Annotated in this window: 23 protein-coding genes; 5 read left to right on the top strand and 18 right to left on the bottom strand. The window is 41.2% G+C overall.

Annotated features, from left to right (window positions below):
- Positions 1 to 339: 339 nt before the first annotated feature.
- Both hflX and FC093_RS07220 read right to left on the bottom strand, forming a co-directional pair.
- Entirely contained in the window at positions 340 to 1,530 is a 1,191-nt protein-coding gene (gene hflX / locus FC093_RS07225; RefSeq protein WP_137261079.1) for a GTPase HflX, read from the bottom strand.
- 265 nt (positions 1,531 to 1,795) lie between these two features.
- Positions 1,796 to 2,593 (bottom strand): outer membrane beta-barrel protein, encoded by a 798-nt coding sequence (locus FC093_RS07220; RefSeq protein WP_170971021.1) that lies wholly within the window; start codon positions 2,591 to 2,593, stop codon positions 1,796 to 1,798.
- Between the two features lie 188 nt (positions 2,594 to 2,781).
- On the opposite strand from FC093_RS07220, the gene FC093_RS07215 reads away from it, so the two are divergent.
- Both FC093_RS07215 and FC093_RS07210 read left to right on the top strand, forming a co-directional pair.
- Complete coding sequence (locus FC093_RS07215; RefSeq protein ID WP_137261077.1) at positions 2,782 to 3,333, top strand: Uma2 family endonuclease; 552 nt, start codon at positions 2,782 to 2,784, stop codon at positions 3,331 to 3,333.
- A complete protein-coding gene (locus FC093_RS07210) occupies positions 3,330 to 4,640 on the top strand; it encodes a polysaccharide deacetylase family protein (protein WP_137261076.1) in 1,311 nt (436 codons plus the stop codon). Before FC093_RS07215 ends, FC093_RS07210 begins: the two co-directional genes overlap by 4 nt.
- A 261-nt stretch (positions 4,641 to 4,901) precedes the next feature.
- On the opposite strand, the gene FC093_RS07205 is transcribed toward FC093_RS07210, so the two are convergent.
- Positions 4,902 to 5,771 (bottom strand): aldose 1-epimerase family protein, encoded by an 870-nt coding sequence (locus FC093_RS07205; protein ID WP_137261075.1) that lies wholly within the window; start codon positions 5,769 to 5,771, stop codon positions 4,902 to 4,904.
- A 105-nt stretch (positions 5,772 to 5,876) separates the two neighbouring features.
- Complete coding sequence (pdxA, locus tag FC093_RS07200; RefSeq protein ID WP_137261074.1) at positions 5,877 to 6,971, bottom strand: 4-hydroxythreonine-4-phosphate dehydrogenase PdxA; 1,095 nt, start codon at positions 6,969 to 6,971, stop codon at positions 5,877 to 5,879.
- Between the two features lie 611 nt (positions 6,972 to 7,582).
- Between pdxA and bioA the strand changes: the two genes are divergently transcribed.
- Entirely contained in the window at positions 7,583 to 8,863 is a 1,281-nt protein-coding gene (bioA, locus tag FC093_RS07195) for an adenosylmethionine--8-amino-7-oxononanoate transaminase (RefSeq protein ID WP_137261073.1), read from the top strand.
- Positions 8,864 to 8,875: 12 nt separating this feature from the next.
- On the opposite strand, the gene FC093_RS07190 is transcribed toward bioA, so the two are convergent.
- The 4 genes from FC093_RS07190 to FC093_RS07180 form a co-directional block, all read right to left on the bottom strand.
- Positions 8,876 to 9,388: an SRPBCC family protein gene (locus tag FC093_RS07190; protein ID WP_137261072.1), complete on the bottom strand. Its 513-nt coding sequence runs from the start codon at positions 9,386 to 9,388 to the stop codon at positions 8,876 to 8,878.
- Positions 9,389 to 9,448: 60 nt separating this feature from the next.
- The gene (locus tag FC093_RS07185; RefSeq protein ID WP_137261071.1) at positions 9,449 to 9,781 is read right to left on the bottom strand and encodes a hypothetical protein; all 333 of its coding nucleotides are present in this window, start codon (positions 9,779 to 9,781) and stop codon (positions 9,449 to 9,451) included.
- Between the two features lie 30 nt (positions 9,782 to 9,811).
- Entirely contained in the window at positions 9,812 to 9,988 is a 177-nt protein-coding gene (locus FC093_RS23700; protein ID WP_170971020.1) for a hypothetical protein, read from the bottom strand.
- A 70-nt stretch (positions 9,989 to 10,058) separates the two neighbouring features.
- Positions 10,059 to 12,755 carry an FtsK/SpoIIIE family DNA translocase gene (locus tag FC093_RS07180; protein ID WP_137261070.1) on the bottom strand — a complete coding sequence of 899 codons (2,697 nt, stop codon included), beginning with the start codon at positions 12,753 to 12,755 and terminating at the stop codon, positions 10,059 to 10,061.
- Positions 12,756 to 12,950: 195 nt separating this feature from the next.
- Between FC093_RS07180 and FC093_RS07175 the strand changes: the two genes are divergently transcribed.
- On the top strand, positions 12,951 to 13,700 hold the full coding sequence (locus tag FC093_RS07175; protein WP_170971019.1) for a class I SAM-dependent methyltransferase: 750 nt from the start codon (positions 12,951 to 12,953) through the stop codon (positions 13,698 to 13,700).
- Positions 13,701 to 13,720: 20 nt separating this feature from the next.
- On the opposite strand, the gene FC093_RS07170 is transcribed toward FC093_RS07175, so the two are convergent.
- The 5 genes from FC093_RS07170 to FC093_RS07150 all read right to left on the bottom strand — a co-directional run bounded on the left by FC093_RS07170 (position 13,721) and on the right by FC093_RS07150 (position 18,964).
- Complete coding sequence (locus FC093_RS07170; RefSeq protein ID WP_137261069.1) at positions 13,721 to 14,083, bottom strand: hypothetical protein; 363 nt, start codon at positions 14,081 to 14,083, stop codon at positions 13,721 to 13,723.
- 900 nt (positions 14,084 to 14,983) lie between these two features.
- Positions 14,984 to 15,862, bottom strand: coding sequence for an ATP-binding cassette domain-containing protein (locus FC093_RS07165; protein ID WP_137261068.1), 879 nt, complete (start codon positions 15,860 to 15,862; stop codon positions 14,984 to 14,986).
- Positions 15,859 to 16,539, bottom strand: a complete 681-nt coding sequence (gene modB / locus FC093_RS07160) for a molybdate ABC transporter permease subunit (protein ID WP_137261067.1) — start codon at positions 16,537 to 16,539, stop codon at positions 15,859 to 15,861. The genes FC093_RS07165 and modB overlap by 4 nt, the downstream gene beginning before the upstream one ends.
- A gap of 138 nt (positions 16,540 to 16,677) precedes the next feature.
- Positions 16,678 to 17,421, bottom strand: a complete 744-nt coding sequence (modA, locus tag FC093_RS07155) for a molybdate ABC transporter substrate-binding protein (protein ID WP_137261066.1) — start codon at positions 17,419 to 17,421, stop codon at positions 16,678 to 16,680.
- Between the two features lie 496 nt (positions 17,422 to 17,917).
- Positions 17,918 to 18,964, bottom strand: a complete 1,047-nt coding sequence (locus FC093_RS07150; protein WP_137261065.1) for a nucleoid-associated protein — start codon at positions 18,962 to 18,964, stop codon at positions 17,918 to 17,920.
- Positions 18,965 to 19,065: 101 nt separating this feature from the next.
- Here FC093_RS07150 and FC093_RS07145 point away from each other — a divergent pair, with 101 nt between their 5' ends.
- On the top strand, positions 19,066 to 19,503 hold the full coding sequence (locus FC093_RS07145; protein ID WP_137261064.1) for a DUF6526 family protein: 438 nt from the start codon (positions 19,066 to 19,068) through the stop codon (positions 19,501 to 19,503).
- A 155-nt stretch (positions 19,504 to 19,658) separates the two neighbouring features.
- Here the strand turns inward: FC093_RS07145 and FC093_RS07140 are convergent, their stop codons facing one another.
- The 5 genes from FC093_RS07140 to typA all read right to left on the bottom strand — a co-directional run bounded on the left by FC093_RS07140 (position 19,659) and on the right by typA (position 26,103).
- Complete coding sequence (locus FC093_RS07140; RefSeq protein WP_170971018.1) at positions 19,659 to 20,096, bottom strand: energy transducer TonB; 438 nt, start codon at positions 20,094 to 20,096, stop codon at positions 19,659 to 19,661.
- Between the two features lie 136 nt (positions 20,097 to 20,232).
- Complete coding sequence (locus FC093_RS07135) at positions 20,233 to 20,943, bottom strand: porin family protein (RefSeq protein WP_137261062.1); 711 nt, start codon at positions 20,941 to 20,943, stop codon at positions 20,233 to 20,235.
- Positions 20,944 to 20,990: 47 nt separating this feature from the next.
- Entirely contained in the window at positions 20,991 to 22,451 is a 1,461-nt protein-coding gene (ricT, locus tag FC093_RS07130) for a PSP1 domain-containing protein (protein WP_170971017.1), read from the bottom strand.
- Between the two features lie 340 nt (positions 22,452 to 22,791).
- Complete coding sequence (locus FC093_RS07125) at positions 22,792 to 24,006, bottom strand: DNA polymerase III subunit (protein WP_137261061.1); 1,215 nt, start codon at positions 24,004 to 24,006, stop codon at positions 22,792 to 22,794.
- Between the two features lie 243 nt (positions 24,007 to 24,249).
- Positions 24,250 to 26,103 (bottom strand): translational GTPase TypA, encoded by a 1,854-nt coding sequence (gene typA / locus FC093_RS07120; RefSeq protein WP_449404366.1) that lies wholly within the window; start codon positions 26,101 to 26,103, stop codon positions 24,250 to 24,252.
- Between the last annotated feature and the right edge of the window lie 85 nt (positions 26,104 to 26,188).

Raw genomic sequence — 26,188 nt, 5'->3', positions numbered from 1 at the left:
AACAACGATTATTCCGATGGAAAAATGGAATAAATCTATAAATAATATTTGCGGTGGTTTTAAAGGATAAAATGATATTTCTATGATAATTAGGCTTTTATCCTGCGAAATGCTTATGCCCCAGGGTTTATCATTTCACCATTACAGGATTTAAAGTACATTCATTTAAATCTTCTGCTACAATCATGGCAGGCTTCGAGGCATAAAATACCAAAGCGATAACAGCGTTATTGAAGTTATATAAACTAATAAATACAGCTTAATCCTGAAGGAGCCAAATACTACTTAAAATAGCACTCCCTTTTAACTAAGTGTTGTTGGTTTTAAACCACGAGCATTTTAGTAATAAAACTCTGTTTTATACGGGTAACGAATGCGGTACATTGCTCTTACTTTATTTAAGATCATATCGCGCAAGGCATCAATATTCATACGCTCAGTTGCCGAAATAAAGATGCAGTTGCCATCTGTTGCACGTTCCCATTTCTCCTTTAAATCGCGCAGTATTTCTTCCTTGATATCGTCGTTCAGCCATTCGTCAAATGTTTTTTGCTCATACAAATCCATCTTGTTGAAGATGGTTAGTATTGGCTTGTCAAAAGCATGTAACTCCTGCAAGGTTTTGTTTACTACGCCCATGTGCTCTTCAAACTGCGGATGCGAAATATCTACTACATGCAGCAAAATATCCGCTTCACGCACTTCGTCCAGCGTGCTTTTAAAACTTTCTACCAAATGGTGTGGCAACTTGCGGATGAAGCCCACCGTATCGCTCAGCAAAAAAGGGGTGCCTTCATAAACAATCTTACGCGTAGTCGTATCCAGCGTAGCAAAAAGTTTATTTTCAGCAAAAACCTCACTCTTACTTAATAAATTCATGATGGTGCTTTTGCCCACATTGGTATAGCCCACGAGCGATACGCGGATTAATTCGCCACGCTCCTTGCGCTGCGTAGAAGATTGTTTATCTATTTCTATGAGTCTTTTACGGAGCAGCGAAATCTTATCTTTTACAATACGGCGGTCGGTTTCAATTTCTGTTTCACCAGGGCCGCGCGAACCAATACCACCGCCCTGCCGCTCCAGGTGCTGCCACATACCACGCAATCTGGGAAGAATGTATTGATATTGTGCCAGTTCCACCTGCACCTTAGCTTGCGCGGTGCGGGCACGGCGGGCAAAGATGTCCAGAATCAAGTCGCTGCGGTCTATAGTTTTAATACCCAGTTCTTTTTCGATGTTGGCTATCTGCGAGCCGGTCAGCTCATCGTCAAAAATGGCAATATCTATGTGCTTGCTGGCAACATAATTTTTTATCTCTTCCAGCTTGCCGCGGCCTACAAACGTGCGGCTGTCGGGGTGTGCCAGCCGTTGCGTAAAGCGTTTAACAGCCTTTGCGCCAGCCGTTTCAGCAAGAAAAGCCAGCTCATCCATATATTCATGCGCCTGCACATCGGTTTGGTCTTTTTGTATCAATCCAACCAAAATGGCTCTTTCTGCGTGTTTTACTTTTTGTTGTTTATCTATCAAGGCGTAATTATTTTTTTATAAAAGCAAAATCATTTTTGAAATAAAATCAAATGCCAAAATTGAACCGAAAAAAGGAATAAAGCAAGAAGGGATTAAGGGCAAGAAGCAGGGAATACAGTTTAAGGCTTAATGCCTGATGTTTAAAGTTGTTGTTTGGTTGCGAATGGACAGATATGCACAAATGGGTACTATGCTTATGAAAAGCAAATAAAAATGCCACTGCATGTATTCGTATGCAGTGGCACCGGGTATATTTATACAAAACTTATAATCCGCTGATTGTAAGCCCGATAGAATACGGGTGAATGACCGGGCCAACGCCTGTTTTGAGGAAATTGGTAACCTGGTATGCTCCGTCTATGGAGAAATTGCCAATGCCAATACGGCCGGTAACCGCTACGCGCGTAGAATTGACAAAACGTTTGTCTTTTTCCTTCACAATGTACTTGGTGCCGTAGATGGTGTTACCGCTACTATTTATGGCATTTTTGCCTTTGGTATGCTGGTCGAGCAGTGTACCCACTTTAACCCCTAATGCCGCTTTAAAACCTTTATCGGGCATTACGGGGTTGCCCACCAGGCGCAATTCTACCGGCAGTTCTGCATACACCGTAGTAAGTTTAAACTTCTTATAATGGTTGGCATCGCTGAGCGTTACATTGGTAAATGGCAATGTAGTGGTTGGCGATTTTAGATTGACATACGTATCGCTGAAAAAAATATTGCTGCTACCAATGCCTAAGCCAACACCTATACTCATGTGCGGATTGTTTTTGAAAGGCTTGTCAATCATAGCATATATATTGAAGTGACGCGAAAAGCCAGACGTGTTAATGCTATCAGGTACATTTCCCCAGCTATCCATACCGTACTGAATCATCAAATGATCGTTGGGACGGTTGCTAAGGTCGAGCTTTTGCCAGGCCTTTTTCTTTTTTACAGGCGTAGTAGTATCAGCAAGCATCTTAGCGGCAGCTGTTGTATCTTGCTGGGCATGCACCAAAAAAGCCGGAATTATAAATAGCGTAGCGAGCAAAAAATTTTTTATTACGCAGTTGTTCATATCCTGTTGGTTCCTTAAATATTTAATTTTAAGGCGAGCAAAAATAACTGAATTGGTTAAGCAGGTGGTTAAAAAATAGCCAAAACAGTTGGTCGCGTGAGAATTGAGGATAAGTGTACAGGAATTACCCATAAATAAAACTGGCAGCAGGGAGTTATGCTTATATTTGAACAACCGAAAACAGCAGTATGAAACGTGTGATTACCAAAATAGATTTTACCTCCGATGAAGACTATTTTTTGTTTGAAGAAAAGAGCGAGGTACGGCATGAATTAATTAATGGCAACTTATATGAAATGCGTGGAATATCTATTTTTCACAACAATATTGTATTGCAGTTTATCTTGCTGTTTAGCGGGGTTTTGAATAAGGATAACTATTTTATTACTTTTGAAAGCTACAAAGTACGTACACCCGACGGTAATTATTTTTATCCTGATGTAATGGTGTGCGAAAAGGATGCAAAACGCTATTATGCTGAAAAACCTGTTTTGATTGTGGAAGTATTATCTGAATCAACAAGAAAATTTAGTCTTGTAGATAAATTCATTCAGTATCAAAAACTGGAAACACTGCAATATTATTTGTGCGTAGAACCAGAGCAGCAAATGATAATATTTTACCATAAAACCGAAGACGGCGAATGGATAACCGATGCTTTTACACAGGACAATGACACCATTGATTTTAAACAATTACAATTATCTTTTACTTTAAAAGACATTTATAAGCCGGCATGAGTGCGCTCGTTTTTACTAATACCACAACACCACGCCTGCAATATATTGTTGCTTTTGTAAGCGATACTTTTTTTAATAAACAACTACAACTCACCAACAATTCCGCTCTTTATCAAAGCCATTCCGGCTTTAAAATCAATTACTCGGCAGAACGCATTTCAGCGTCAGAATTGCACATTCAACCTGTTGATTTATTATTTGAAAAAAACATTACACAGCAAATAATCGAATGTTTTGACTGGCAGGGATTGAAAGTTTTTTTCAGAACCGGCGGCGATATTTCGTTTGACATTTTTGCAGCTACGTTTTATTTAATCAGCCGCTACGAAGAGTACCTGCCACACGCCAAAGATGAATTTGGAAGATATGCTCACATTAATAGCCTTGCTTTTAGGGAGCATTTTTTGCATTTGCCATTGGTAAATATGTGGTGGAATAAACTGCTGCTATTGGTCTCAAAAAAGTACCAATATTCACCGCAAAACAATCCACCCGCTTCATTCCAGTTTATTCCAACGTATGATGTGGACATTGCTTTTAGCTATAAAGCCAAAGGCTTTATAAGAGCCGCCGGCGGTTTGATAAAAGCTATAAGGAACGGCAATATAAAAGCAGTCAACGAAAGGATAGATGTGCTTGCCGGCAAAAAGAAAGATCCTTTTGATACATTTGAATGGTTGTGCAATTTGCACAATCAACATCATTTAGACCCCGTTTATTTTTTTCTTTTAGCTGAGAAAAATAAAGCTTATGATAAAAACAACTTGCCTCATGCACCTGCTATGAAGCAATTAATTGCCCATCATGCCGATTGCTATTCGATAGGCATTCACCCATCGTGGCAAAGCAATAAAAGCTTTGATGCTTTGTGGAAGGAAATAAAGTTGCTGCATCATCTTACAGGCAAGCGTATTACAAAAAGCCGCCAGCATTATATAAAAATGATACTCCCGCAAACGTGCCGGCTGTTGACAGATGCCGGTATAACCCACGATTACTCTATGGGTTATGGCAGTACTAATGGGTTTCGGGCATCGGCAACTTCACCATTTTATTGGTACGATGTGGAGCGCGATAAAGCTACCCATTTACTCCTTCACCCTTTTTGCTATATGGATGCGAATGCAATTTTTGAGCAGCAGTTAACACCAGAAAAAGCAGCGCACGAATTAGAACAATATTGTGCTATTGTAAAAGAGGTAAACGGCAATCTTATTACTATTTTCCACAATCATTTTCTTACCGAACAGCCGGAATGGCTTTCCTGGAGAAAAGTGTATGAGGTGTTTTTGAATAAGCATTTTTAAACACCATTTTTCAAAATATAAGCAGAAAGCAAAGCAATCTGTTAATAGTTTTAAATCAATAATTATGACTTATTGAGTGCTTTATTAAAAGTTTATAAGTTCAACCATTGCAGGCTTATTTTGATTTTGCTACTATCCACATATTGCTTTGCCGGCGCTCGCAATGGCGCCTGCAAAAGTCCGGATTACCATTAGCAAAGACCTTTACCTGCAATTTCTATTCAACGGCATAAACTTGTATCCTGAGTCTTATATCTCATCTTAAAACACCTCCACACTCCACTGCCGTTCAAACAATTCACCAGGCGTAAGGGCTATGATTCCTTCTTTTTCGGTTAATACGCCGGTGGCATTTACGCTATCGGCAATACCGCACCACGGCTCAATACACAAAAAGTTTGCGTCCCTTTTACTCCACAAACCGAGGTAAGGAAAATCTTCAAAATAAAATATTAAGCCATGGTCTGTTTTATCACTTTCCAGTGTAATACTGGCGCTTTGCAGGTGCTTAAATACAATGGCATCTTCGTAAAACAAACTGCGCTTTAAGGGCAACCTCTCAGCATTATGCAGCATAGGAACAGGCTGTGCTTCTATCAATCCATCGGATGATAAAGGATAACGCGGGGTATTTTCCACCCGGCTAAACACTAAATAATAATCTTCAAAATCCGTTTTATCGGTCAGCGGCACATTAAATGCAGGATGCCCGCCCACCGAGAAATACATCGTATCCTTGCCGGTATTTTTCACTTCATACACTACGTACAAGCGGTTATCGTCAATGGTATATTGTATGGAAAAATTAAAGTGAAAAGGATATATTTCCAGTGTTTCTGACGAATCGGTAAGGGTGAGCGTTACCGTATGATCGCCATGGTCAGATACTGTAAACATCTTATCGCGCGCAAAACCATGACGGCTTAGCGGGTACGTTTTTCCCTTATGAATATATTGGTGATTTTTTAGCTCACCTACAATTGGGAACAACACCGGGCTACGCTTTGCCCAATACGCCGGGTCGCCATTCCACAGGTACTCCAGCTTGGTGTGTTTATTAAAAATACTTTGCAGCTCGGCACCCTGTGTGCTGATGTCTATTCGTAAGTCGTCGTTAGCAAGAAAAGGCATGGGATTTTGTTTATTGAGTGAATGAATGTCTGTTATACTTAAACACCATTTTGTACATGACTGTCCGCAATTATACAACAAACAATTTCCTTACCAATCAGGCAGTTATAAGCCTTCTTCCACCTTTTCATCTTCAGCATTTGCCAGTACCCGATGGCTCATGCGTTTCAACGGATTGCTGTGCGTTTCGTCGTACACCGTGCGGCGGCGCACAATATCTATGCAATAAAAAGTAGCCGACAACATAGATGATGCATCGGCAATGCCTTTACCGGCAATGTCAAAAGCAGTTCCATGGTCGGGGCTGGTGCGCACCATCGGTAAGCCAGCGGTATAATTAACCGTTTCACCAATAGATAGCGATTTAAAAGGAATCAATCCCTGGTCGTGGTACATAGCCAGCACTGCATCAAATTTTTCGTAGGTGCCGCGGGCAAAAAAAGCATCGGCACTGTAAGGGCCGTAAGCAATAATGTTCTGTGCTTTTGCTTCTTTGATAGCTGGTTTAATAATCGTTTCTTCTTCGCTGCCTACCAGGCCTTCGTCACCTGCATGTGGGTTTAAACCCAGCACTGCAACCTTTGGCCTTTCTATGCCAAAATCTTTTTGCAGGCTATAATTCAATATTTTAAGCTTGCGCACAATCGCTTCCCTGGTAACGTGTTGCGCCACTTCGCTGATGGGCACATGCTCCGTTACGAGTGCTACGCGCAGATTCTCCGCAGCCATCAGCATTACCACATCTTCCGCTTCAAAAGCCGCTTTAAGGTAAGGCGTATGGCCGCTGTAATTAAATTCTTCGCTTTGTATATTTTTTTTGTGGATAGGTGCAGTAACCAGCCCATCAATATGGCCGTCTTTTAATGCCTGTGTGGCCGTTTGCAACGAGCGCCACGCATATTTACCTCCAGTTTCGTTTAGCTGTCCGGGCGTTATCTGCACATCCTCGTCCCAGCAGGAAAATACAGCTATCTGTTTGCCTGGCAGGCGTGTAAAATCTTTTATTACCTGCACATTCAGATTAGCATCGGGCAATGCTTTTTTATAAAAATTAATAGCTTTAGTATTGGCAAACACAACCGGCGTACACATATCCAGTATGCGGTTGTCGCTGAGTGTTTTTATAATAACTTCCAGTCCAATGCCATTGAGGTCTCCAATGGAGAAACCAACAATTGGCTTTTGCAATTCTGTACTCATGTAGTTTATCAACGTTTAAACAACGAAGATACGAAATGCATAACAGCCGAGGTTGACTGTAATTATTGAAATTATTTTTATATAAAACAAAAAACATGGAGACGGTATCAATGCGCAAATAATCGCTTCAATATATAGATGAAGCCGATGAACACTTAGCAAAATGATGTATGCAATGGTAAAAGCATATAATAATAAGGAGGAAGATTATAAGTTTTCGGAAAAAGAGAAAGGAATTTGATAAAAAAGAGAAAAATGGTTTCGAGTTGAGAGTAAAGCTTATATCTGTGAGAAGGAAATAATTCTACAAAGACAACTCTTAAAGTAATATTTGAATCTTATAATTAGAAAAGGGGATAGATGTAACAAATGAAGCATATAATGGGTATGAAGAGCAAAGAGACGGCTTGGGTGAGGAACTAATATATGAAATATAAAAATGCTACAAGGAACTTTCGGGGCATCCGCAACATTATTCCTATTCCAGCAAGAAGCTTTAAAATAAATAGATTTCCATATTTATTTATAGCATAGCAAATAATGTCGTAATTATAAATAGGTTCATTCATCCAAAAGAAACGCAATGGTAAATAGATATTTACTTTTGCCACATGACATTAGCAGCGCGCGATAAACAAGTAATCTGGCACCCCTTTACGCCACAAAAAAATATGCCTTCACCTATTGCTATTACCCATGGCAAAGGCACTTTACTCTTTGACGAACAGAATAATAGTTATATAGATGCCATCAGTAGCTGGTGGGTTACGCTGCATGGACATGCGCATCCCTATATTGCCGAAAGGCTTCACCAGCAAGCCTTACGGTTGGAGCAGGTTATTTTTGCAGGCTTTACGCACGAACCGGCAGTAGCGCTTGCCGAGCGTTTATTGCAAATATTACCCAGCAACTTTTCAAAAATATTTTATAGCGATAATGGCTCTACTTCTACCGAAGTGGCTCTTAAAATGGCTATTCAATATTGGTGGAACCAGCAATCGGTTGCCGGTAGCCGGTTACCGGTTAGCCGTACAAAAATTCTTGCCTTTACTAATGCGTATCATGGCGATACATTTGGTGCTATGAGCGTGAGCGACAGAAGTGTGTTTACACTTGCTTTTCACGAGTTACTGTTTGAAGTTGTTTTTATTGATGTGCCGGATGAACATAATATTGAAAACATTAAAACAATTATTACGCAGCAGCATGAAAATATTGCGGCTTTTATATACGAACCGTTGGTGCAAGGAGCAGGCGGAATAAAAATGTATGATGCAACATGGATGAATGATTTACTCCAATTCGTACAATCCAAAGACATTATTTGCATTGCCGATGAAGTAATGACCGGCTTTGGAAGAACAGGTAAATTATTTGCCAGCGAATACATGGCGTGTACGCCGGATATTATTTGCCTCAGCAAAGGTTTAACCGGCGGAACGATGGCACTTGGTGTTACGGCTTGCAGCAATAAAATATATAACGCTTATGTGCAGGATGACAAACTGAAAACCTTTTTTCATGGTCATTCGTTCACTGCCAATCCATTGGCTTGTACTGCGGCCCTGGCCAGTTTGGATTTGCTGTTAAAAGAAGAATGTTTGCAACAAATACCATGGATTGCAGCGCAACATCAACACTTTCTTCAGCAACTTTATACTAAGAAAAATATTAAGAATGTACGCTGCTTGGGAACAATTATAGCTTTTGAAATCACAGAAGGGGCTGATGAATATCTGAACAATATTAGCAATGTAATCACACAACAATGTTTACAGGAAGGCATTTACCTGCGGCCACTTGGCAATACGGTGTACATAATGCCGCCCTATTGTATTACGGCAGAAGAATTAAACAAAGTATATGCAGTAATCAATAAGTTGGTAAGCTAAAAATTACCGGTATTATTTCACCCCTTCAAAAATAGCTTTTAAATTATCCAGACTTTGTTCCATGCCTGGACCAATTATTTTATCGTTAGCGATTGCCGAAATGCGTTCCCACGGGTACCAGTTGAGTTTTTGCTCAAAATACCAGTTAAGGTTGGTACTGCCCGTTGTACTATCTTCCACTAACTGAAAAATGCCTGTTTGATAGCGCTCGTTGCTGTTTTGCCATACGGTAACTACTTCCTTTTTTGTAGCTTTTGTAATATCCACCCGTTGGTTGCCAATCAATGCTTTAGTGCCGGCACCGGCTGTTTTCTTCGAAATAAATGTAACCGTACCGCTCTTTGCACCTTCCATCCACAGCTTCCAGTACTTTACATCGCTGATGTAATGGTACAATGTATCCTGCGTTGCATGAATAGTAATATTGCGCGTAACTCTTACAGTAGCTGGCAACAGCAACCCAATAGCTGTAATAATGACGAATAAAACAATAAAACTAATGATTGCTAATTTGATGAGTTTCATAAGCTCATAGCTCAGGCGGCAGCCGGAGAATTTTAATAATGCGCAAATGTAGGCAGTCTTTTAGTTTACACGTTCAACCTGCCGGGTTTGAAGATTGACTTTAAATATATAAGAAGAATTGTTGGTGGCAGAATTGAAAGTCTGAACATTAAAAATGTTTGCAGTATCTGCAGGAGCTATATGATAATATAAGCCACCTGCATGCTGATGATTGATTTGTTGCACCAGCGGCTGCTTACTTACTATTTCTTTTACCTGCTTTAGCAAAACGGTAAGTGAATCTACCTTTTTGGTGTACTGTTGTTTCCAGTTAGCACCATACTCCTCAACAAGCATTTGATATACTTTCTCATTTTTCTTATCTATGCTATCCAACAATTTTTTGGTGAGCACACAGCCGCTAACCGGATAATAACAAAAGCCTTATTGCTTTGCAACAAAAACATCAGCCGCTCCTCCCGGACAGTCTGATAATCCATACGTGAGTACCCGAAGCAAACTATCCTCTTTATTTAATGCAGGAAATGCTGCTTTTTCGCGGTTGTTATTTTTACATGCAAAAAGCAGGAATAATATACTAAAAACAACCAGCGGTTTCATAACACATTTTCCATTCAGATGCAGCAAATTGAAATTTTACATACTGTTATTCAGTATTGAATCAACTTTTCTATTGCATCATTTCTAATATCTCAAATAACTCGCCATCCGTTTTTACCAACACTTCGCGGGCTTTGCTGCCTGCGTTTTTACCTACAATACCGGCTGCTTCCAATTGGTCCATCAGGCGGCCGGCACGGTTGTAGCCCAGCTTCATTTTGCGTTGAATGAGTGAGGTGCTGCCAATTTGATTAGCGACAATCAGCTTGGCTGCATCTTCAAACAAAGGGTCACGGTCGCTTGCGTCAAAATCCTTTCCTGCAAGCTCTTTTTCATCTTCAAACTCTGGTAAAAAATATTGCTCGGGAAAGTTTTCCTGGTAGCCAATAAACGCTGCCACTTGCTCTACTTCGGGCGTATCTACAAAAGCGCATTGCAGGCGTGTTATATCGCCATTGTAGCTAATCAACATATCACCTTTACCAATCAGTTGCTCGGCGCCGCCGGCATCTAAAATGGTGCGGCTGTCTATTTTAGAAGAAACCTTAAATGCAATACGTGCCGGAAAGTTGGCTTTGATGGTACCCGTAATAATATTTACCGAAGGGCGCTGCGTAGCAATAATTAAGTGAATACCTACCGCACGCGCCAATTGTGCAAGCCGTGCAATGGGCATTTCCACTTCTTTACCGGCAGTCATAATGAGGTCGGCAAACTCATCTACCACCAGCACAATAAATGGTAAAAACTGGTGCCCTTTCTGCGGGTTCAGCTTGCGTTTTATAAACTTTTCGTTATATTCTTTAATGTTGCGGCAACCCGCTTCTTTCAGCAAATCGTAGCGGTTATCCATTTCAATACACAAGGCATTGAGTGTATAAATTACCTTTTTGGTATCCGTAATAATTGATTCTTCTTCGCCAGGCAATTTGGCTAAGAAATGTTTTTCTATTACCCGGTATAAACTCAACTCTACCTTTTTTGGGTCCACTAACACAAACTTGAGTTGCGAAGGATGTTTTTTATACAACAATGAAACAAGCAGGGTATTTATACCAACCGATTTACCCTGCCCTGTAGCACCAGCCATCAGCAGGTGCGGCATGGAGGCAAGATCCACAATAAAGTTTTCGTTGTCTATTTTTTTTCCAATAGCAATGGGTAATGAATAGTTATTGTTCTGAAATTTTTCAGAAGCCAGTAAAGTTTTCATACTCACTACTGTTTTGCGTACGTTGGGCACTTCTATACCAATGGTACCTTTGCCAGGAATAGGCGCAATAATGCGAATGCCTAAAGCAGCCAGACTCAACGCAATGTCATCTTCCAGGTTTTTGATGCGGCTGATGCGCACACCGGGAGCAGGCACAATTTCGTATAAAGTAACGGTTGGACCCACCGTTGCAGCAATACGCTGAATGTCTATATCATAGTTCTTCAGCGTTTCAATAATCTGGTTTTTGTTAGCTTCCAGTTCTTCGGCATCGTGTACTATTTTTTCGCTGCCGTGTGTTTCTAATAAGTCTAATGTTGGATATTTATAATCGCGCAAATCAAGAGACGGGTCGTAGTCTGCTTTGGGAACGGGCGCCGCTGTTGTTGCTGCCGCAGCTATAGATTCTTCGGCGCTTTCATTATCCAGCGCCTCTTTTATCTCCAATGCCGGTGCACCTAAAACCGGCTTTTTTACTTCTGTTGAAGCCGTATTTTTTTTAGGTATTGGCTCGTAAAAAGTAGGCAGTTCATCAATTGTCATTTCTTCTGCTTCTAATGGAATTTCTGCTTCCTCTTCCTGCTCATCAAAGTTTATTTCCTTATCTGCATACAGATCATTTATGGTAAGCGCCGATTTATTTATTTCAAAAGGAATTGCAGCTTCATTCACTACATCAGCAAGATCAGCCCTCTTACCAGAATCATCTCTGTTTGTAATACCATCTTCCTTTTCTATCAAAGCCATTTCGTTCATCGGATCATTCACCGGCTCTTCCTGCTTAGGCATTACCACCGTTACACGCTGTCCTTTTTGCTTTAGCTTATTGGATGTTGACGTGGTTTCTTCCATAAAAAGCTTTGCTTCCGTTGCAGGCTCAGTTTGTTGGTTTGCCTGTGGCATTTCAGGTATCACCTGTTTCACAATTTTTTTCCTTGCCGGTAAATGAAAAGTGGGATTGAACCGCCACACGAAATAGCTGAATACCGCCAGCGAAAGCAAGGCGCCGGTGCCTACTTTACCAATCCATTTTACAAACCATTGCTCGATCAGTTCGCCGGTAGCACCGCCCCAGGAGAAAGTGCTGCCTGCGGTAAAAAACGAAAGCGCTACGCTGATGACCAGCAAGCCAAACAGCATATACTTCAAATTGCGTAAAAGACTGAATACTTTTTTGCCAAACAGCAAATTGATGCCCAGCACAAAAAAGAACGTACAAAACAGGTAAGCCGCCAAGCCAAAACCATAACTCATCAGGTTATGTGCTGCATAAGCGCCGAGCACACCCAATAAATTATTTACTTTAACATCGGCAGTACTGAAAATCCTGACGCCAAATTGCTGCACTTTGTCCTGATCGTCTTGCCAGGTAAATAAATAAGAAGTAAAAGCAATAAACAAAAACAAGCAAATAAGCAGGCTTACCGCACCAATTATTTTTTTGGTACGGTCGTCTTTTGCAACTTCCTGTATGCTTATCTGTTCCTCTTTCTCAGGCTTCAGTTCCGCAGGATCAGGTGGTGGTACAGTCTTCTTTTTTAATCGGTTTGCCATAATAGTTCTGGTTAACAAACTTAAGGGAATAACGAAATTTATGGTAATAACGTGTATAACAGAACAAGATTGGCGAAAGAACGCACATAGACGTGCATAAAAAAATGGACACTTTTCGCTTGCCATGTAATACATCTTTATTAAAATACTGCAACAACGCAGGTATGTTGATTATTTTTGAATACTTGTTTTAAAATGAAGCTACTATTGTATGTTGCCTGTATAGCCATGTGTTTTTGTTTTGGCAAATGCCAGTCGCAAACACAACAAGCAACTGATAAAATAAAATCATCGGCTGTTTATACGTATGCTACACCTTCGCCGGATGGCACGGGTAAGTTTTATTATGGTCGCGAAATAGCGCAGGTAATGGGCGCAGCGGGTGCCTCCTGGCTGGAAAGAAGCGAAAGGCAGCAGGAAGAAAATACGGCATTTGCTGTTAACAAAATGAACTTACAGGACAGCGATGTAGTAGCCGATGTAGGTGCAGGCACGGGTTATTACACTTTTAAAATTGCAGCTAAAGTACCGCGCGGAAAAGTGTATGCAGTAGATATTCAGGATGAAATGCTAAGATTGCTACGGGAACGAAAGCAGAAAGAAAAAGCGGCTAATGTAATAGTTGTAAAAGGCACTGATACTACCACCAATTTACCGCCCGATAGTATTGACCTTGCCATTATGGTAGATGTATATCACGAGTTGCAACATCCGCAGGAAATATTGCAGTCGTTGCGGCAGGCACTTACTAGTAAGGGCAAGTTGTTGCTGATTGAATATCGTGGCGAAGACACGGTATTAGCAATAAAGCCACTGCATAAAACTACAGTGGCTCAATTGAATAAAGAAATGGCGGTAAATGGATTTACGTTGTCTTACCAGGGAGAATTTTTGCCCATACAACACTTTTTGCTGTACAGCAAAACAAAGGTTGTAAATCCGTAGAATCAAATCTGCTAAGTAGATCAATTTACAGAATACAACAGTTCGGGCTGCGTTACAGTTACATTCTCAAACACTAATATTTTGCCGTCGGTATCTTCCAGTGTAAGCACTACACGGTTGTTATTTTCTGATACCTTTTTAAGATAAAATTCGTTGTTACTAAGTTTCAAAATACTCAGGTTGCCTTCTACACACAACTGGTATTTATCTACTACCAGCAAGCTGTTATCATCGCTTTTAATAAGCAGATCGGCTTTATTGTGCGCAGAAGGTCTTAGCGAATTGGGCATGAAAGCATACGTTTGATGATTTCCTTGTTCCTTCCAAAAGCCCCAGAACAATAGTTCGAGCTTTAACAGTTTAGTTCGTTCTGTTTCGGTCATATTAAGCAGTTATTAAGTAGGATATAAACAGCATAATCCAAAAAGTGTGACAAGATTGCTTTGCAATATGCCAATTACCGGCAAACCGGGTGCAAGCGGGCACAGTTCGCCATTTTGCAATGTGGCCACGCCTTGGTAAAAGATATTCTACACACTTAAATAAAGTACCAAATGCAGCTAATTATCATATAGTTATACAAAATATAAATATTACAGCAAGTGGCGCAGCACTTATGGTTACAGCTATCTCTAACTCTTAAAGAGGAATAAAAAATTTTTAAAAAAATTTTTGTACAAACACCATGGCTTAACCAAACAGCCATAATTTTTACCTTATTGATACTTCCTTTCTCTATTAGAGACAATAACAAGCTGTGAGGTTTTACTGCAAGCAACAGTAGCAAACACTACGGCGCAGCATAGCACAACTTATATTTTACCAAACCAACAAAAGAAAAAAGTGACAAAAAACGAGAGCTGGAGAAAGCGGTTGCAGAGAGTAAAAACTTTCAAGAGCCAGACGGTATCCCCACAAATAACCGCCTGTGCTCTATGAAAGGCTTAAAGAGGTTTACACCTCATAAGCAAGTTTTTGGAAAATTGGGTGGCACTAATAAGAAAGCACAGTATAGATATACTCACCTTTGATTTAATGATTAGTACGCATAATAAAAAACAATCACAATGCCAGCTATTATAAAAATTGATAATGAATAAGTTAGAAGAAACCGTTGCCCGATTATAGTACCAGAATTGGAAAAGCAGTCTTAAAATGGAAAGATTAAATCGTGCCTACTGCATCGTAGATGCAAATAAAGTAAAAGGAATTGACATTTATATTCTAATAGTATATAGATAAAAACATACATATAGTTGATGGGTATGTTTTATCAAAAAAGTTCACCCGTTCATTTTCTTCAATGCAATAGTATATGCTTTTACAAATAAGCATACTTTATCGCCAGTTTGCAGCTTTGCTATGTCATGTTCGCCGGCGGTTACACGAATAATATTTTTACCTGTTAGCACTTCAACAGTATATATGGCGCCATCAGGAATGACTTGCAGCACCTCGCCGGTGAGTTGCAGTGTGCTGCTGAGGCTGGCTGCCCCAAACAGTTGCTGCGGCTCTCCTTGAAAAACTACCTTGCCATGCTCTAAATGGATAAGATTGGAAGCCAGGGTATATACTTCGCTAATATCGTGGCTTACCAGCAAAGTAGTGATTTGCAGTTGCTGCTGGATGTGGTATAACTCGGTGCGCAATTCGTGCCGCATAGCATCATCCAGTGCCGATAATGGCTCATCCAGCAATAATAATTGCGGCTTGCGTACCAGTGCGCGAATAAGTGCTATGCGCTGCTGCTGCCCGCCGGAAAGTTGCGAAGGTTTTGCATGGATGAATGCTTCCATTTTTACTAAATGCAGTAATTTATCTATATAACTTTTATCTCCGTTTTTACCCGCTGCAAATTGCAGGTTTTGCTGCACTGTCATGTGCGGGAACAGCGCATATTCCTGAAATACAAAGCCAATGCTTCGTTGCTGCGGTGGCAGGCATACCCGGCGAGCAGTATCGAGCCAAATACGACCGTTTACCTCTACTGCTCCCTGTTCCGGCTGCACAAGTCCCGCTAAAATTTTCAGTAAGGTTGTCTTACCGGCACCGCTGGGGCCGTATATAGCAGTTATGGTGTTGGATGGAATAGTTGTACCAATAGAAAGCTGCGTGTTTTCGTGGGCAAGCCGTAATTGTTTGGTAATATTAATCCTTATCATAAACCGGTAATGCTGCCCTGCAGCTTTTTACGAATGCTGTAAACGAGCAGCAAGATAGCAAAAGAAAAGAGCAGCAAAATAGCAGCATACACATGCGCAGTGGCATAGTTTAGCGATTCTACTTCGTCGTAAATAGCAATAGAAGCAGTTTGTGTTTTACCGGGCAGGTTGCCGCCAATCATGAGCACCAGTCCAAACTCGCCAATGGTATGTGCGAATGATAATACAATACCGGTAATTAAGGAGGGTTTTATATTAGGTAATAAAACATGTATAAATGTTTGCCAACGCGATTTTCCTAATGTATAAGAAGCGTGCCGCAGACTAAGGGGTAACGATTGCAAACCTGCCTGCACCGGCTGTACCATAAAAGGCAAACTGTAAATAACAGATCCTGCAACTAATCCCCAGAAGGTAAACAGTAACCGCACATTAAACCAGGTATCTAACCAATGCCCAAATACACTTGCGGGACTCAGCAACAGCAATAGATAAAAGCCCAAAACGGAAGGCGGCAATACCAATGGCAAACCAATAATTGCTTCAGGTATGGCTTTGAAGCGGAAGCGCGTAAATGCTAAGAAAGCAGCCAGCGGTATGCCAATGACGAACAAAATTAAGGTAGTAGCCAGTGCTAATTGCAAGGTTAATAAAAATGGCTGCCAGTCAATAGACATTTTGATGTACGATTTACGATGTGAGGATTGTACTGCTATAAATAATTAAAAATTACTACTATTCATTGTCAACCTTATCTTTCAGTCAGGATTCATATATCCATAAAATTTTATACTTTAAAACTTGTACAGTTAATATTACCTATATCCATACTTTTCTAAAATATCCTTGGCTTTTTTACTAAATAAAAACTGGTAAAATTGATTGGCTGCACGCATCTGCGCCGCATTTGATTGCTTAATAACAACCGCACCTTGCGCAATGGAACTGTGCCAGTTTTGATTCACTTCTATCCATTTGCCTTTGCCGCTTACTGCCGAATCGAGCACTACCGATTTTGCTGTGAAAGCTACATCAGCAGCGCCGCTTAGTACGTATTGGTTCACCTGTGCAATGTTTTCTCCATATACTATTTTTTGTTGTAGGGATGGTAGTAAATGTTGCTTTGTTAATGCCTGAATAGCAGCTTCACCGTAAGGTGCCAGTTTGGGGTTGGCAACGGCAATTTTCTGCACGTTATTATCCAATAAAATGGATAAACCTTTATTTAGATCTATATTTTTTAATGTCCACAATACCAAAGCGCCATACGCATACACCTGCGGCCTGGCTGTAGTTAAACCTTTGCTATACAACTCCTGCGGATACTTCATATCGGCAGAAAGGAACACATTAAAGGGTGCACCTTGCTTTATTTGAGCGGTTAGTTTGCCGGAAGAGCTAATTATCAGCTTAGCCGTAATGCCGGTTTCTTTTGTAAATGCGTCCTTTAGCTTGGCAGCAACAAACTGCGCATTCGCCGCAACGGCTATGTGCAATGGCTGTGCAAAAGAAGCAAAAACCATTAAGCAAAAAATGCCAAGGCAAAAGAGATATTTCATCAATAGAAATGCTGTCTACGAACGTTAAATGTAAGGTATAAAATGTGTATGCTGCTTTCCAATGATAGCATCGTTGTAACGCATTTTTTTAAATATTCCTATAAATCATACAACCGAACACAAATCACAGATAGCACAAGGTAGCAGTGCTGAAAATACAGCCAAAAGCAGGGATGCACAAAAGAACCGCGACTTTAATTTGAGTTAGCAATAAAAGCTAGGTATTGCCAACCAGATAAATGTAGATAAAAGTAAGATAGCTGCTCCTGAAGATTTAGGTGCAGCCAGCGGGCACTATGATTATGCAGGCGGCTTTGGCAGTGGCATGCGTTATCAAAATACGGACGAGCATTACAGATCTTCCGGCAAGATTAAAAGACAACAGGTAACCAGCAAAAAAGCAGTTCGTTATAGAATTATTTTTATTTTGATGAAGTATAATATAATGCATTCTTTACTCCGGCACGTGAAGACACGCGCCGGAGTAATTTGTCTGTTACGATTCCTCATCAAAGTACAACTTATAATAGTTTTTGCCTGTCAAATCATCATAGCCACGCTCTATCAAATCTTTTCTCCCGTGTATATAAATATGAAAATTCTTATCCAACTTTAGCACACTTTTATACACACGCTCCTGCTTTTTTACAGCAGATAAATGGATGTCAAATTCATCCTCAATATGTACCCCCTTTGCCTGCTGATACGTTTGCTTGTATTGCGTAAACGCATCAATCACTTCAGGATGATACATCACTTCCTGTGCAAATTCATCCATGTTAAACTGCTCTTTGGTTTTAAAATAATCCATGCTGCGGTTGAGCATGTCAATCTGGTCACTTTTATTTACCACAAATTTCTCCTGCATCTCATTGGAGATAAAGAGTTTGCACATACCCATTGCTTTATCGGTGTTGTGATAGCTATCCGCATAAGGTGTTACCTGCAAAAAATCGTTTACCCAATATTGCGCATCCTGTTGTTTATTGGTGGCATCTACCACACACACCACATAACCATCTGCACGGTTTTCTTTAAATACCAAACAACCTTTATCCAGTTTATTGATGTTAATCCCATCTTCGGCAGCCACTTCAAGGCTTTGCCCGTGCGGAAAAACTTTTAGAAAGGTTTCGCGGGTCTCACTTTTAAAAATACCTACCGCTTCTATATATTCTGCACCAAAAGGCACCTCCCCAAAATGCACTACATACAGTTCGCCTTCTTTTACTTTAGCGTGCGTGCTCTTTGCATAAAGAAATTGCGCCAGTAAAGCACTCTGTGCTTCGAAACTTTTCGGATTATCAAAAATGCTGGATACATAATTGTACACTTCATTCAGCGCTACATCGCTGATGTGTGTAAAATGATATTGCTCGTGCTCGTTGAAAGAATTTAAAAAGTATTTGGTGAGCAAGCCTCTTACTATCTCATCGTTAAGCGTAAGCTGATTCGCAGAAAGTTTCAGTTCTTCGCCGCGTGTAGGATTACCTACTTTGTGAATAATTGCCTGCTTTAGTACAACACTGTCTATGCCTGTCATAAGAAGGCAAATATAAATACCTCATCCCTTACCCTTCTCCGCGCGTGGAGAAGGATTAGACATGCCATTCATTTTTACACAAGTCCTGTTATCTTTAACAAATGAAAGAACAAAACTATAAGAACCACATCCGTTTTTATCCGGCACATCATTTTGTCTTTTATCCAATTGCATTTGTACTTGCTATAGCCAGTGCGATATGCATATTTAAGTATCCTTTTCAGCAGTTGCAGTTTGCTTTTATTACTGCTATACTTATTCTTATTATCTGGCTCTCTTTTATGTTGCGGCAGCATTATGCCTTGGGCAATCAAAACCGTATTGTTCGTTTAGAAATGCGACTGCGGTATTATGTGCTTACGCAAAAAAGATTTGAACCGCTGGAACAGCAATTATCTTTTGATCAAATTGCAGCTTTGCGCTTTGCATCGGATGAGGAATTACCGGACTTGGTGGGGCGAACAATCAATGAATCCTTATCGTCGAAAGATATCAAGAAAGCTATTAGACATTGGACACCGGATCACATGCGGTTGTAACTGTAACTGCTTTTTGTAGAATTCAAAGGTATAAAGAAGTAGGTCTTCCGGCAAGACAGAATTGCACAAAATATAAATAACATTATGAGCTTTAAATGCTTCGGGCTGTTACGCTTATATTGAACTATTTGCCGGTGTAAACTTCTAAAAGCATGCTATTCAGCAGAAACTTCAAACGTTATGGATTGCATTTGACGATATATAACCGGTACGCTGTTGATGGTGGCAGGCGACCAATCTGGTCCTTCTTTTATCACCCGCATCGCTTCTGCTGCCAGTGCCGGATGTACTTCCTTAGGATTGACAACCGTTACTTCCGATATTTTACCTTCTTTATTTACCAAAAAAGAAACAAGTACAGTCTGCCTTACTGTATGATGCCTTTTTACTTTGAGGTTTTCGGCACCAACTTCGGCTCTTAGGTTATGTTGCAGGTAGCTTGCCCAGCCTGCAGCACCTCCGGGAAACTTTGCTTCTACTTCTATTGTATCGCTTTGTAGAGCAATTGTATTGGTTAGGGTTTGGGCATGTGTTATATTAGAAAATAAAACACAAAGGGCAATCAGGATACCCATTTTCATCTTTAAGCGCATTAGCATGGTTTTGAAAGCAAACCTACATTTTACACATAATTGCTCTCATTAAATTTTTATTTAAATTAAAAAAAAATAAATAAGAGGCTGCCTTTGGCAGCCTCTTATTACTGATTTTTACAAATGTTAAAAATTTTTAAAATCTAAAGCCAACATTCACGCTCAGCACGCGATACTTGTTTTTATCGTTTCTGAAATCATCGGCATTGGGGACAATTTTGGACAAACCAAAACCGTAGTTTACACCCAGCATTACGCGGTCAATTTCTACTCCTGCCAATGCATTCACACCATAGTCAAAACGCCTTAAATCGTCATCGTTGCTGCTGCCATACTTGATGTTGCGGGTGGTTTCGCCGCTGGCGCCTGCTACGGTTGCCGTTGCTTTGTATTTACCACCAATACCCAAAGCACCATACGGACCTGCACCAACAAAGAAATTAGTGCCGGTAGTAACAGGCAGCTTTACTACAATGTTTACCGGAAGCTCCAGATATAAAGGATTCATTTTCAACTTATCCGATGCGGCTACATCGCCACCTATCGTATAATAGTGACTTACTTTAGCACCTTTGCCATTGAGTACCAATCCTGGTTGTATGGATAGCAAAGGAGATAAAGGCAAATCAGCAACTACGCCCGCATTAAAGGTGGTTAGCATATTGCCATCGCGATACGAACCATCATTTTGGGTAGAGATGTTTGCAAAGTTTACGCCGCCCTTAATGTAAATGCCGCCCGGGTTTCCTTTAGGATTTACAGACGTAGAAGAAATAGTTGTCTGGGCATACACTTGACCTGCCATGAGTGCGCTTGAAAATGCCAGTGCTAAGATTCTTTTTTTCATACACGAGAAATTTAGCACTGGATTTTCCAAGATTATGCCAAAGAAAATTAATATATGTTTTCTCCTTCGGACGATGGCGGCAATTGCGGGTTTTGCGGACGCTGCTGTGGCGGCCGCTGTTTTTGCTGTGGTTGCTGCGGCGGCATCTGTTGTTGATTATTTCCACCAGAATTGGCACGCCTGGGTTTTGGTGGTTTATTTTTGGGTAACTGCTGCTGGCTGTTATTGCTATTCAATGACTTTGGCTTAGACGGCGGCTGTTTGCCTTCTGGTGCGCGCTGCTGTTGTTGGGGTTTTTTCTCCCCTTTTAGCTGCTGACCTTTGTTTGGTGGTTGCTGCTCGCTGCGGCGTTGCTGTTGCGGCTCGTTTTTTCTTTCTCCACCTTTCATTTCGCGCTCTTTGTCTTTACGCTTTTTGCTGTTGCGCTCTAAGGTATTCAGGCTTATCTGACCAACTAATTCCACATGTGCCGGTATTTCTTCTTTTTGCTTATTGCTGGTAAGGTCAACCGGCTGCAAATCATCGGCACGCTCGCCTTTAGCATTGAGGCGGATGATTTCTTTTACCCTTGCAATGGTAAGCGGGTATTGCATGCTGCTATCGGGCAGCATGTACCACATCAGGTTTTTGAAAATATCTTTCTTTATCAGCGAAGCATTGCCCTTTGTTGTTTGCAATGTATCGGCGTTATTTGGAAAGCCTTGTAACGCATCTAAATACGTATCCAGCTCGTAGTTGAGGCAACACTTCAGCCTGCCGCACTGTCCGCTGAGTTTGGTTTGATTGATGGATAGATTCTGATAACGGGCTGCAGTGGTCGTTACGCTTTTAAAATCGGTCAACCACGTAGAACAGCACAGCTCGCGGCCGCAACTGCCAATTCCACCTACTTTACCGGCATCCTGACGAATGCCTATCTGCCGCATTTCTACTTTTACCTTAAACTCGGAGGCAAATATTTTTATCAACTCGCGGAAATCTACCCGGTCATCTGCCGTATAAAAAAAGGTAGCCTTGCGTCCATCTGCCTGAAATTCCACTTCGCTCAGCTTCATATCGAGGTTTAGCTGGCGAGATATGGCACGGCTGCGCATAAGCGCTTCAGGCTCCCGGCTCTTCTGTTGCGTATATAGTTCAATGTCTCTTTCGGTACTGCGGCGAATGATTTTTTTCATATCGGGGTTCATTTCGTTCACCCCTTTTTTCTTCATCTGCAGGCGCACCAGTTCGCCGGTGAGGCTTACTTCACCTACATCAAAACCACTTACGCCTTCGAGTGTTACCAGTTCACCTTTTTCAAATTCCTGCAAGGTTACGTTCCTAAAAAAATCTTTGCGGCTGCCTTGCTTAAAACTCACTTCTACCACCTTACATCCTCCGTCTGAATCGGCAAACGGCAAATTTTTAAGCCAGTCGTACACATTCATCCGGTTGCAGCTACCGGTACCACAGCTACCATTGCTTTTGCAGCCGCCCGGCTTCCCGGTACTACAAGTTCCACATCCCATTGCTATATAATAGTTTTACAATGTTAAAAATAGAATATATATGTTGAGCGTTGGGGAAGAATACAGGCAAAGACGGGAGAACTGTATAGCCAAAACAGAATGTTTTTAATTGCACCTGCTTTCGCAAATAAGTGTACACTTACCTGGTTTTACTAAAGCGGGCAAATACAATCGTTTTTCTTTTTTATAAATAATAAAATACTCCAGAAAATAAAATAAACAAGAACAAAACATCACTACATTGTCAACCAACATCCGTCTTGTTATCCACCTTGTTTTTAGCTACTATTCCCTATTATACAATCTGTTTGTTACACACGCTCAGCTTGCTGCTTCTTTCCTAACCCGCCAAAATTAATGTTTTGTCCTGAATAATATGATACAGCCTGATTGTCAGCGCATGAAATAACATTTTAGCATGGGCATTGCGCTCGATATAATAAATGGCTTTATCCAGTTCTTCGGAGATGGCATATTGCTGACTTACCGAAGCAATTTTCCCAATACGCTGTGCAAAATCTTTCTCTTTTTCTGGCATTGGCAGGCTATCGGCGCCCAACACCTTTATGCGAATGCTTTGCCCGATCAAATGATTGAAATAACGCAAAAACTGTTTTTGTTTTTCGCGTCCCAGCTTGCTTACTTCATCCAGCCATTTGAGCTGCTCGGGCAACATGCGGCGGATAATAACTTTCAGCCAGTCGCCTAAAAAGCTTTGCCAGTCTTCTTCGGCGTGTTGCAGCAGTTGCAATGCTTCGCGGTAGTTGCCTTGTGCAATAGCAGCTACCTGCCGTGCAGTTTCGGGCGGCGTATTCCCGCGCGTTTGCAATGCCTCTTCTATATCCCCATTTTCCAACTGTGGGATTTTTACCAGTTGGCAACGGCTGAGGATGGTTTGTAGTATTTGCTCTTCGTTTTCTGCTACCAAAATAAACAAGGTGTTTGCCGGCGGCTCTTCAATAAGTTTTAATAATTTGTTGCCTTCTTTACCTAAATATTCCGGCATCCACAGCACCAGTATTTTGTATTCGCTTTCAAAACTTTTGAGGTTGAGCTTGCGGATAATGTCGTTACATTCTTCTGCGGTGATATTGCCCTGTTTATTTTCGGCGCCAATATTTTGCAGCCAGTCATATACATTACCGTAAGGATATACCTGCAAAAACTCACGCCATTCCTGCCCGTAATCGGCACTGATGGGCTTGTCGCCACTTTTTTTTGGAATAACAGGATAAGAATAATGAATATCAGGATGCGCATACTGCTTTGCCTTAAGGCAGGAAGGGCACACGCCGCAGGAATCTTGTGGAAGATCGTTGCCGGTTGCTGGTTGCTCGTTGCCAGAGAATGCATCAAACAACGAGGCTGTATTTAATGCGCCTCTATGTTGCACTTTATCGCAGGTAATGTATTGGGCAAATGCCAGTGCGAGAGGCAGGTTGCCGTTACCATCTTTACCCAGAAACAATAAAGCATGACTTAAACGGTTATGTTGCAGCATCTCTACCAGGTGCTGCTTTACCGCATGCTGACCAATCACATCCTTAAACTGCATGGCAGCGAAGCTAAGAAAAAGCCTCCAGCCGCTAAAGGGGAGTAAATAAATTAAAAATGCTGTTGATTAAGATCAATCTTGAATGTTTGTGTTGTAACCCAACAAAAATTTATATATGTTATAAACACTTACCACAAAGATGAAAAACAACCTATACTGTCATCCTTCTCCTGTTTTTTAGATAAAAAAAGTGCAGTACGGTTTATGGCACTACACTTTGCTTTTAATACATTCCAATAATTATTAAGCCATCTCGGTCTTCATGCTTTTTTGCACTTTTTTGCGTTCTTCCTCGTCCAGAATTACTTTGCGGAGACGGATGTGCTTGGGTGTTACTTCTATACATTCATCCTGCTGAATATATTCCATACATTCTTCCAGTGTCATTTGTATTTTCGGAACAATACGCACACTGTCATCGCTGCCGCTCGCGCGCATGTTGGTGAGTTTTTTACCTTCGGTAGCATTTACCACCAAATCGCCCGGTTTAATGTGCTCGGCTATTATTTGCCCTACATACACCTCTTCTCCCGGATCTACAAAGAAGGAGCCTCTGTCTTGTAATTTATCAATGGAGTAGGCAGTAGTAGGCGACTGATTTTTAGAAATCAATACCCCGTTATTTCTGCCAGGGATGTTGCCTTTCCACGGCTTATATTCGACAAAACGGTGCGCCATTACTGCTTCACCGGCTGTATTGGTGAGCATGTTGCTGCGTAAACCAATCAGGCCCCGCGATGGAATTTCAAACTCCAGATGCTGCATTTCGCCTTTGGTTTCCATTACCAGCAGTTCACCTTTGCGCTGCGTAACGAGGTCTATTACTTTACCACTAAATTCGGCAGGCACATCTACTACCAGGTTTTCATACGGTTCGCTTTTTTTGCCATCAATATATTTTACCAATACCTGCGGCTGACCTACGGTTAATTCATACCCTTCGCGGCGCATCGTTTCTACTAACACTCCCAAGTGCAAAATACCACGACCGTACACTAAAAAGCTATCAGCGCTGTCGGTATCTTCTACACGTAAAGCAAGGTTCTTTTCGGTTTCTTTCATCAGGCGGTCGCGGAGGTGACGGCTGGTTACAAACTTGCCATCTTTACCAAAGAAAGGCGAGTTATTAATGCTGAACAACATACTCATGGTAGGCTCATCCACACTGATTACCGGTAATGCTTCGGGATTTTCCTGGTCGGCAATCGTATCGCCAATATTAAAATCTTCCAGTCCAACAACAGCGCACAAATCACCGGCTACTACTTCGCTCACTTTGCGCTTGCCCATGCCTTCAAACACGTACAATTCCCGTACACGCGATTTTTTGATACTGCCATCTGCCTGCATCAAAGCAATCGGTTGATTTTCTTTGATCACTCCGCGGCTTACTTTCCCAATGGCTATACGACCTAGAAAAGAAGAATAATCCAATGAAGTAATCTGCATTTGCAGCGGACCTTCGTTTACCTTGGGCTCCGGCACATATTTTAAAATGCCATCCATTAATGGTGTAATGTCTTCTGAAGGAGTGAGGGTATCATTGAACCAGCCATTTTTGCCGGAACCATAAAAAGTAGGAAAATCCAATTGCTCTTCTGTAGCATCGAGGTTAAAGAAGAGTTCAAACACTGCATCATGCACTTCATCGGGACGACAGTTAGGTTTGTCCACTTTGTTGATGACAACGATAGGCTTTAAATCCAGTTGCAGCGCTTTTTGAAGCACGAAACGGGTTTGCGGCATAGGTCCTTCAAAGGCATCTACGAGCAGCAAAACGCCATCAGCCATTTTAAGTACACGCTCCACTTCGCCGCCAAAGTCGCTGTGGCCAGGTGTATCTATTACATTAATTTTTACATCTTTATAAGTAACGGCTGCATTTTTACTGAAGATGGTGATGCCACGCTCTTTTTCAAGATCGTTGCTATCCATAATAAGCTCGCCGGTTTCCTGATTGTCGCGGAAAACCTTGGTGGCGTGCAGGATTCTGTCAACCAAAGTAGTCTTACCGTGGTCAACGTGTGCAATGATTGCAATGTTGCGAATTTCCATAAGGGCGCAAAGGTACGCTTTTGCAACGGCGGAAGCAAGCATAATACAATGTTTATAGTTTTTTAACTTGTACGATTTTATGTACGATTTTAGATGTTCGATGTTGGATGTATGGGTACGTTTTAGC

Source organism: Ilyomonas limi (genome assembly GCF_005233845.1).
In the GTDB taxonomy this organism is placed as follows: domain Bacteria; phylum Bacteroidota; class Bacteroidia; order Chitinophagales; family Chitinophagaceae; genus Ilyomonas; species Ilyomonas limi.
This window is presented reverse-complemented; position numbering and strand designations above follow the sequence as displayed.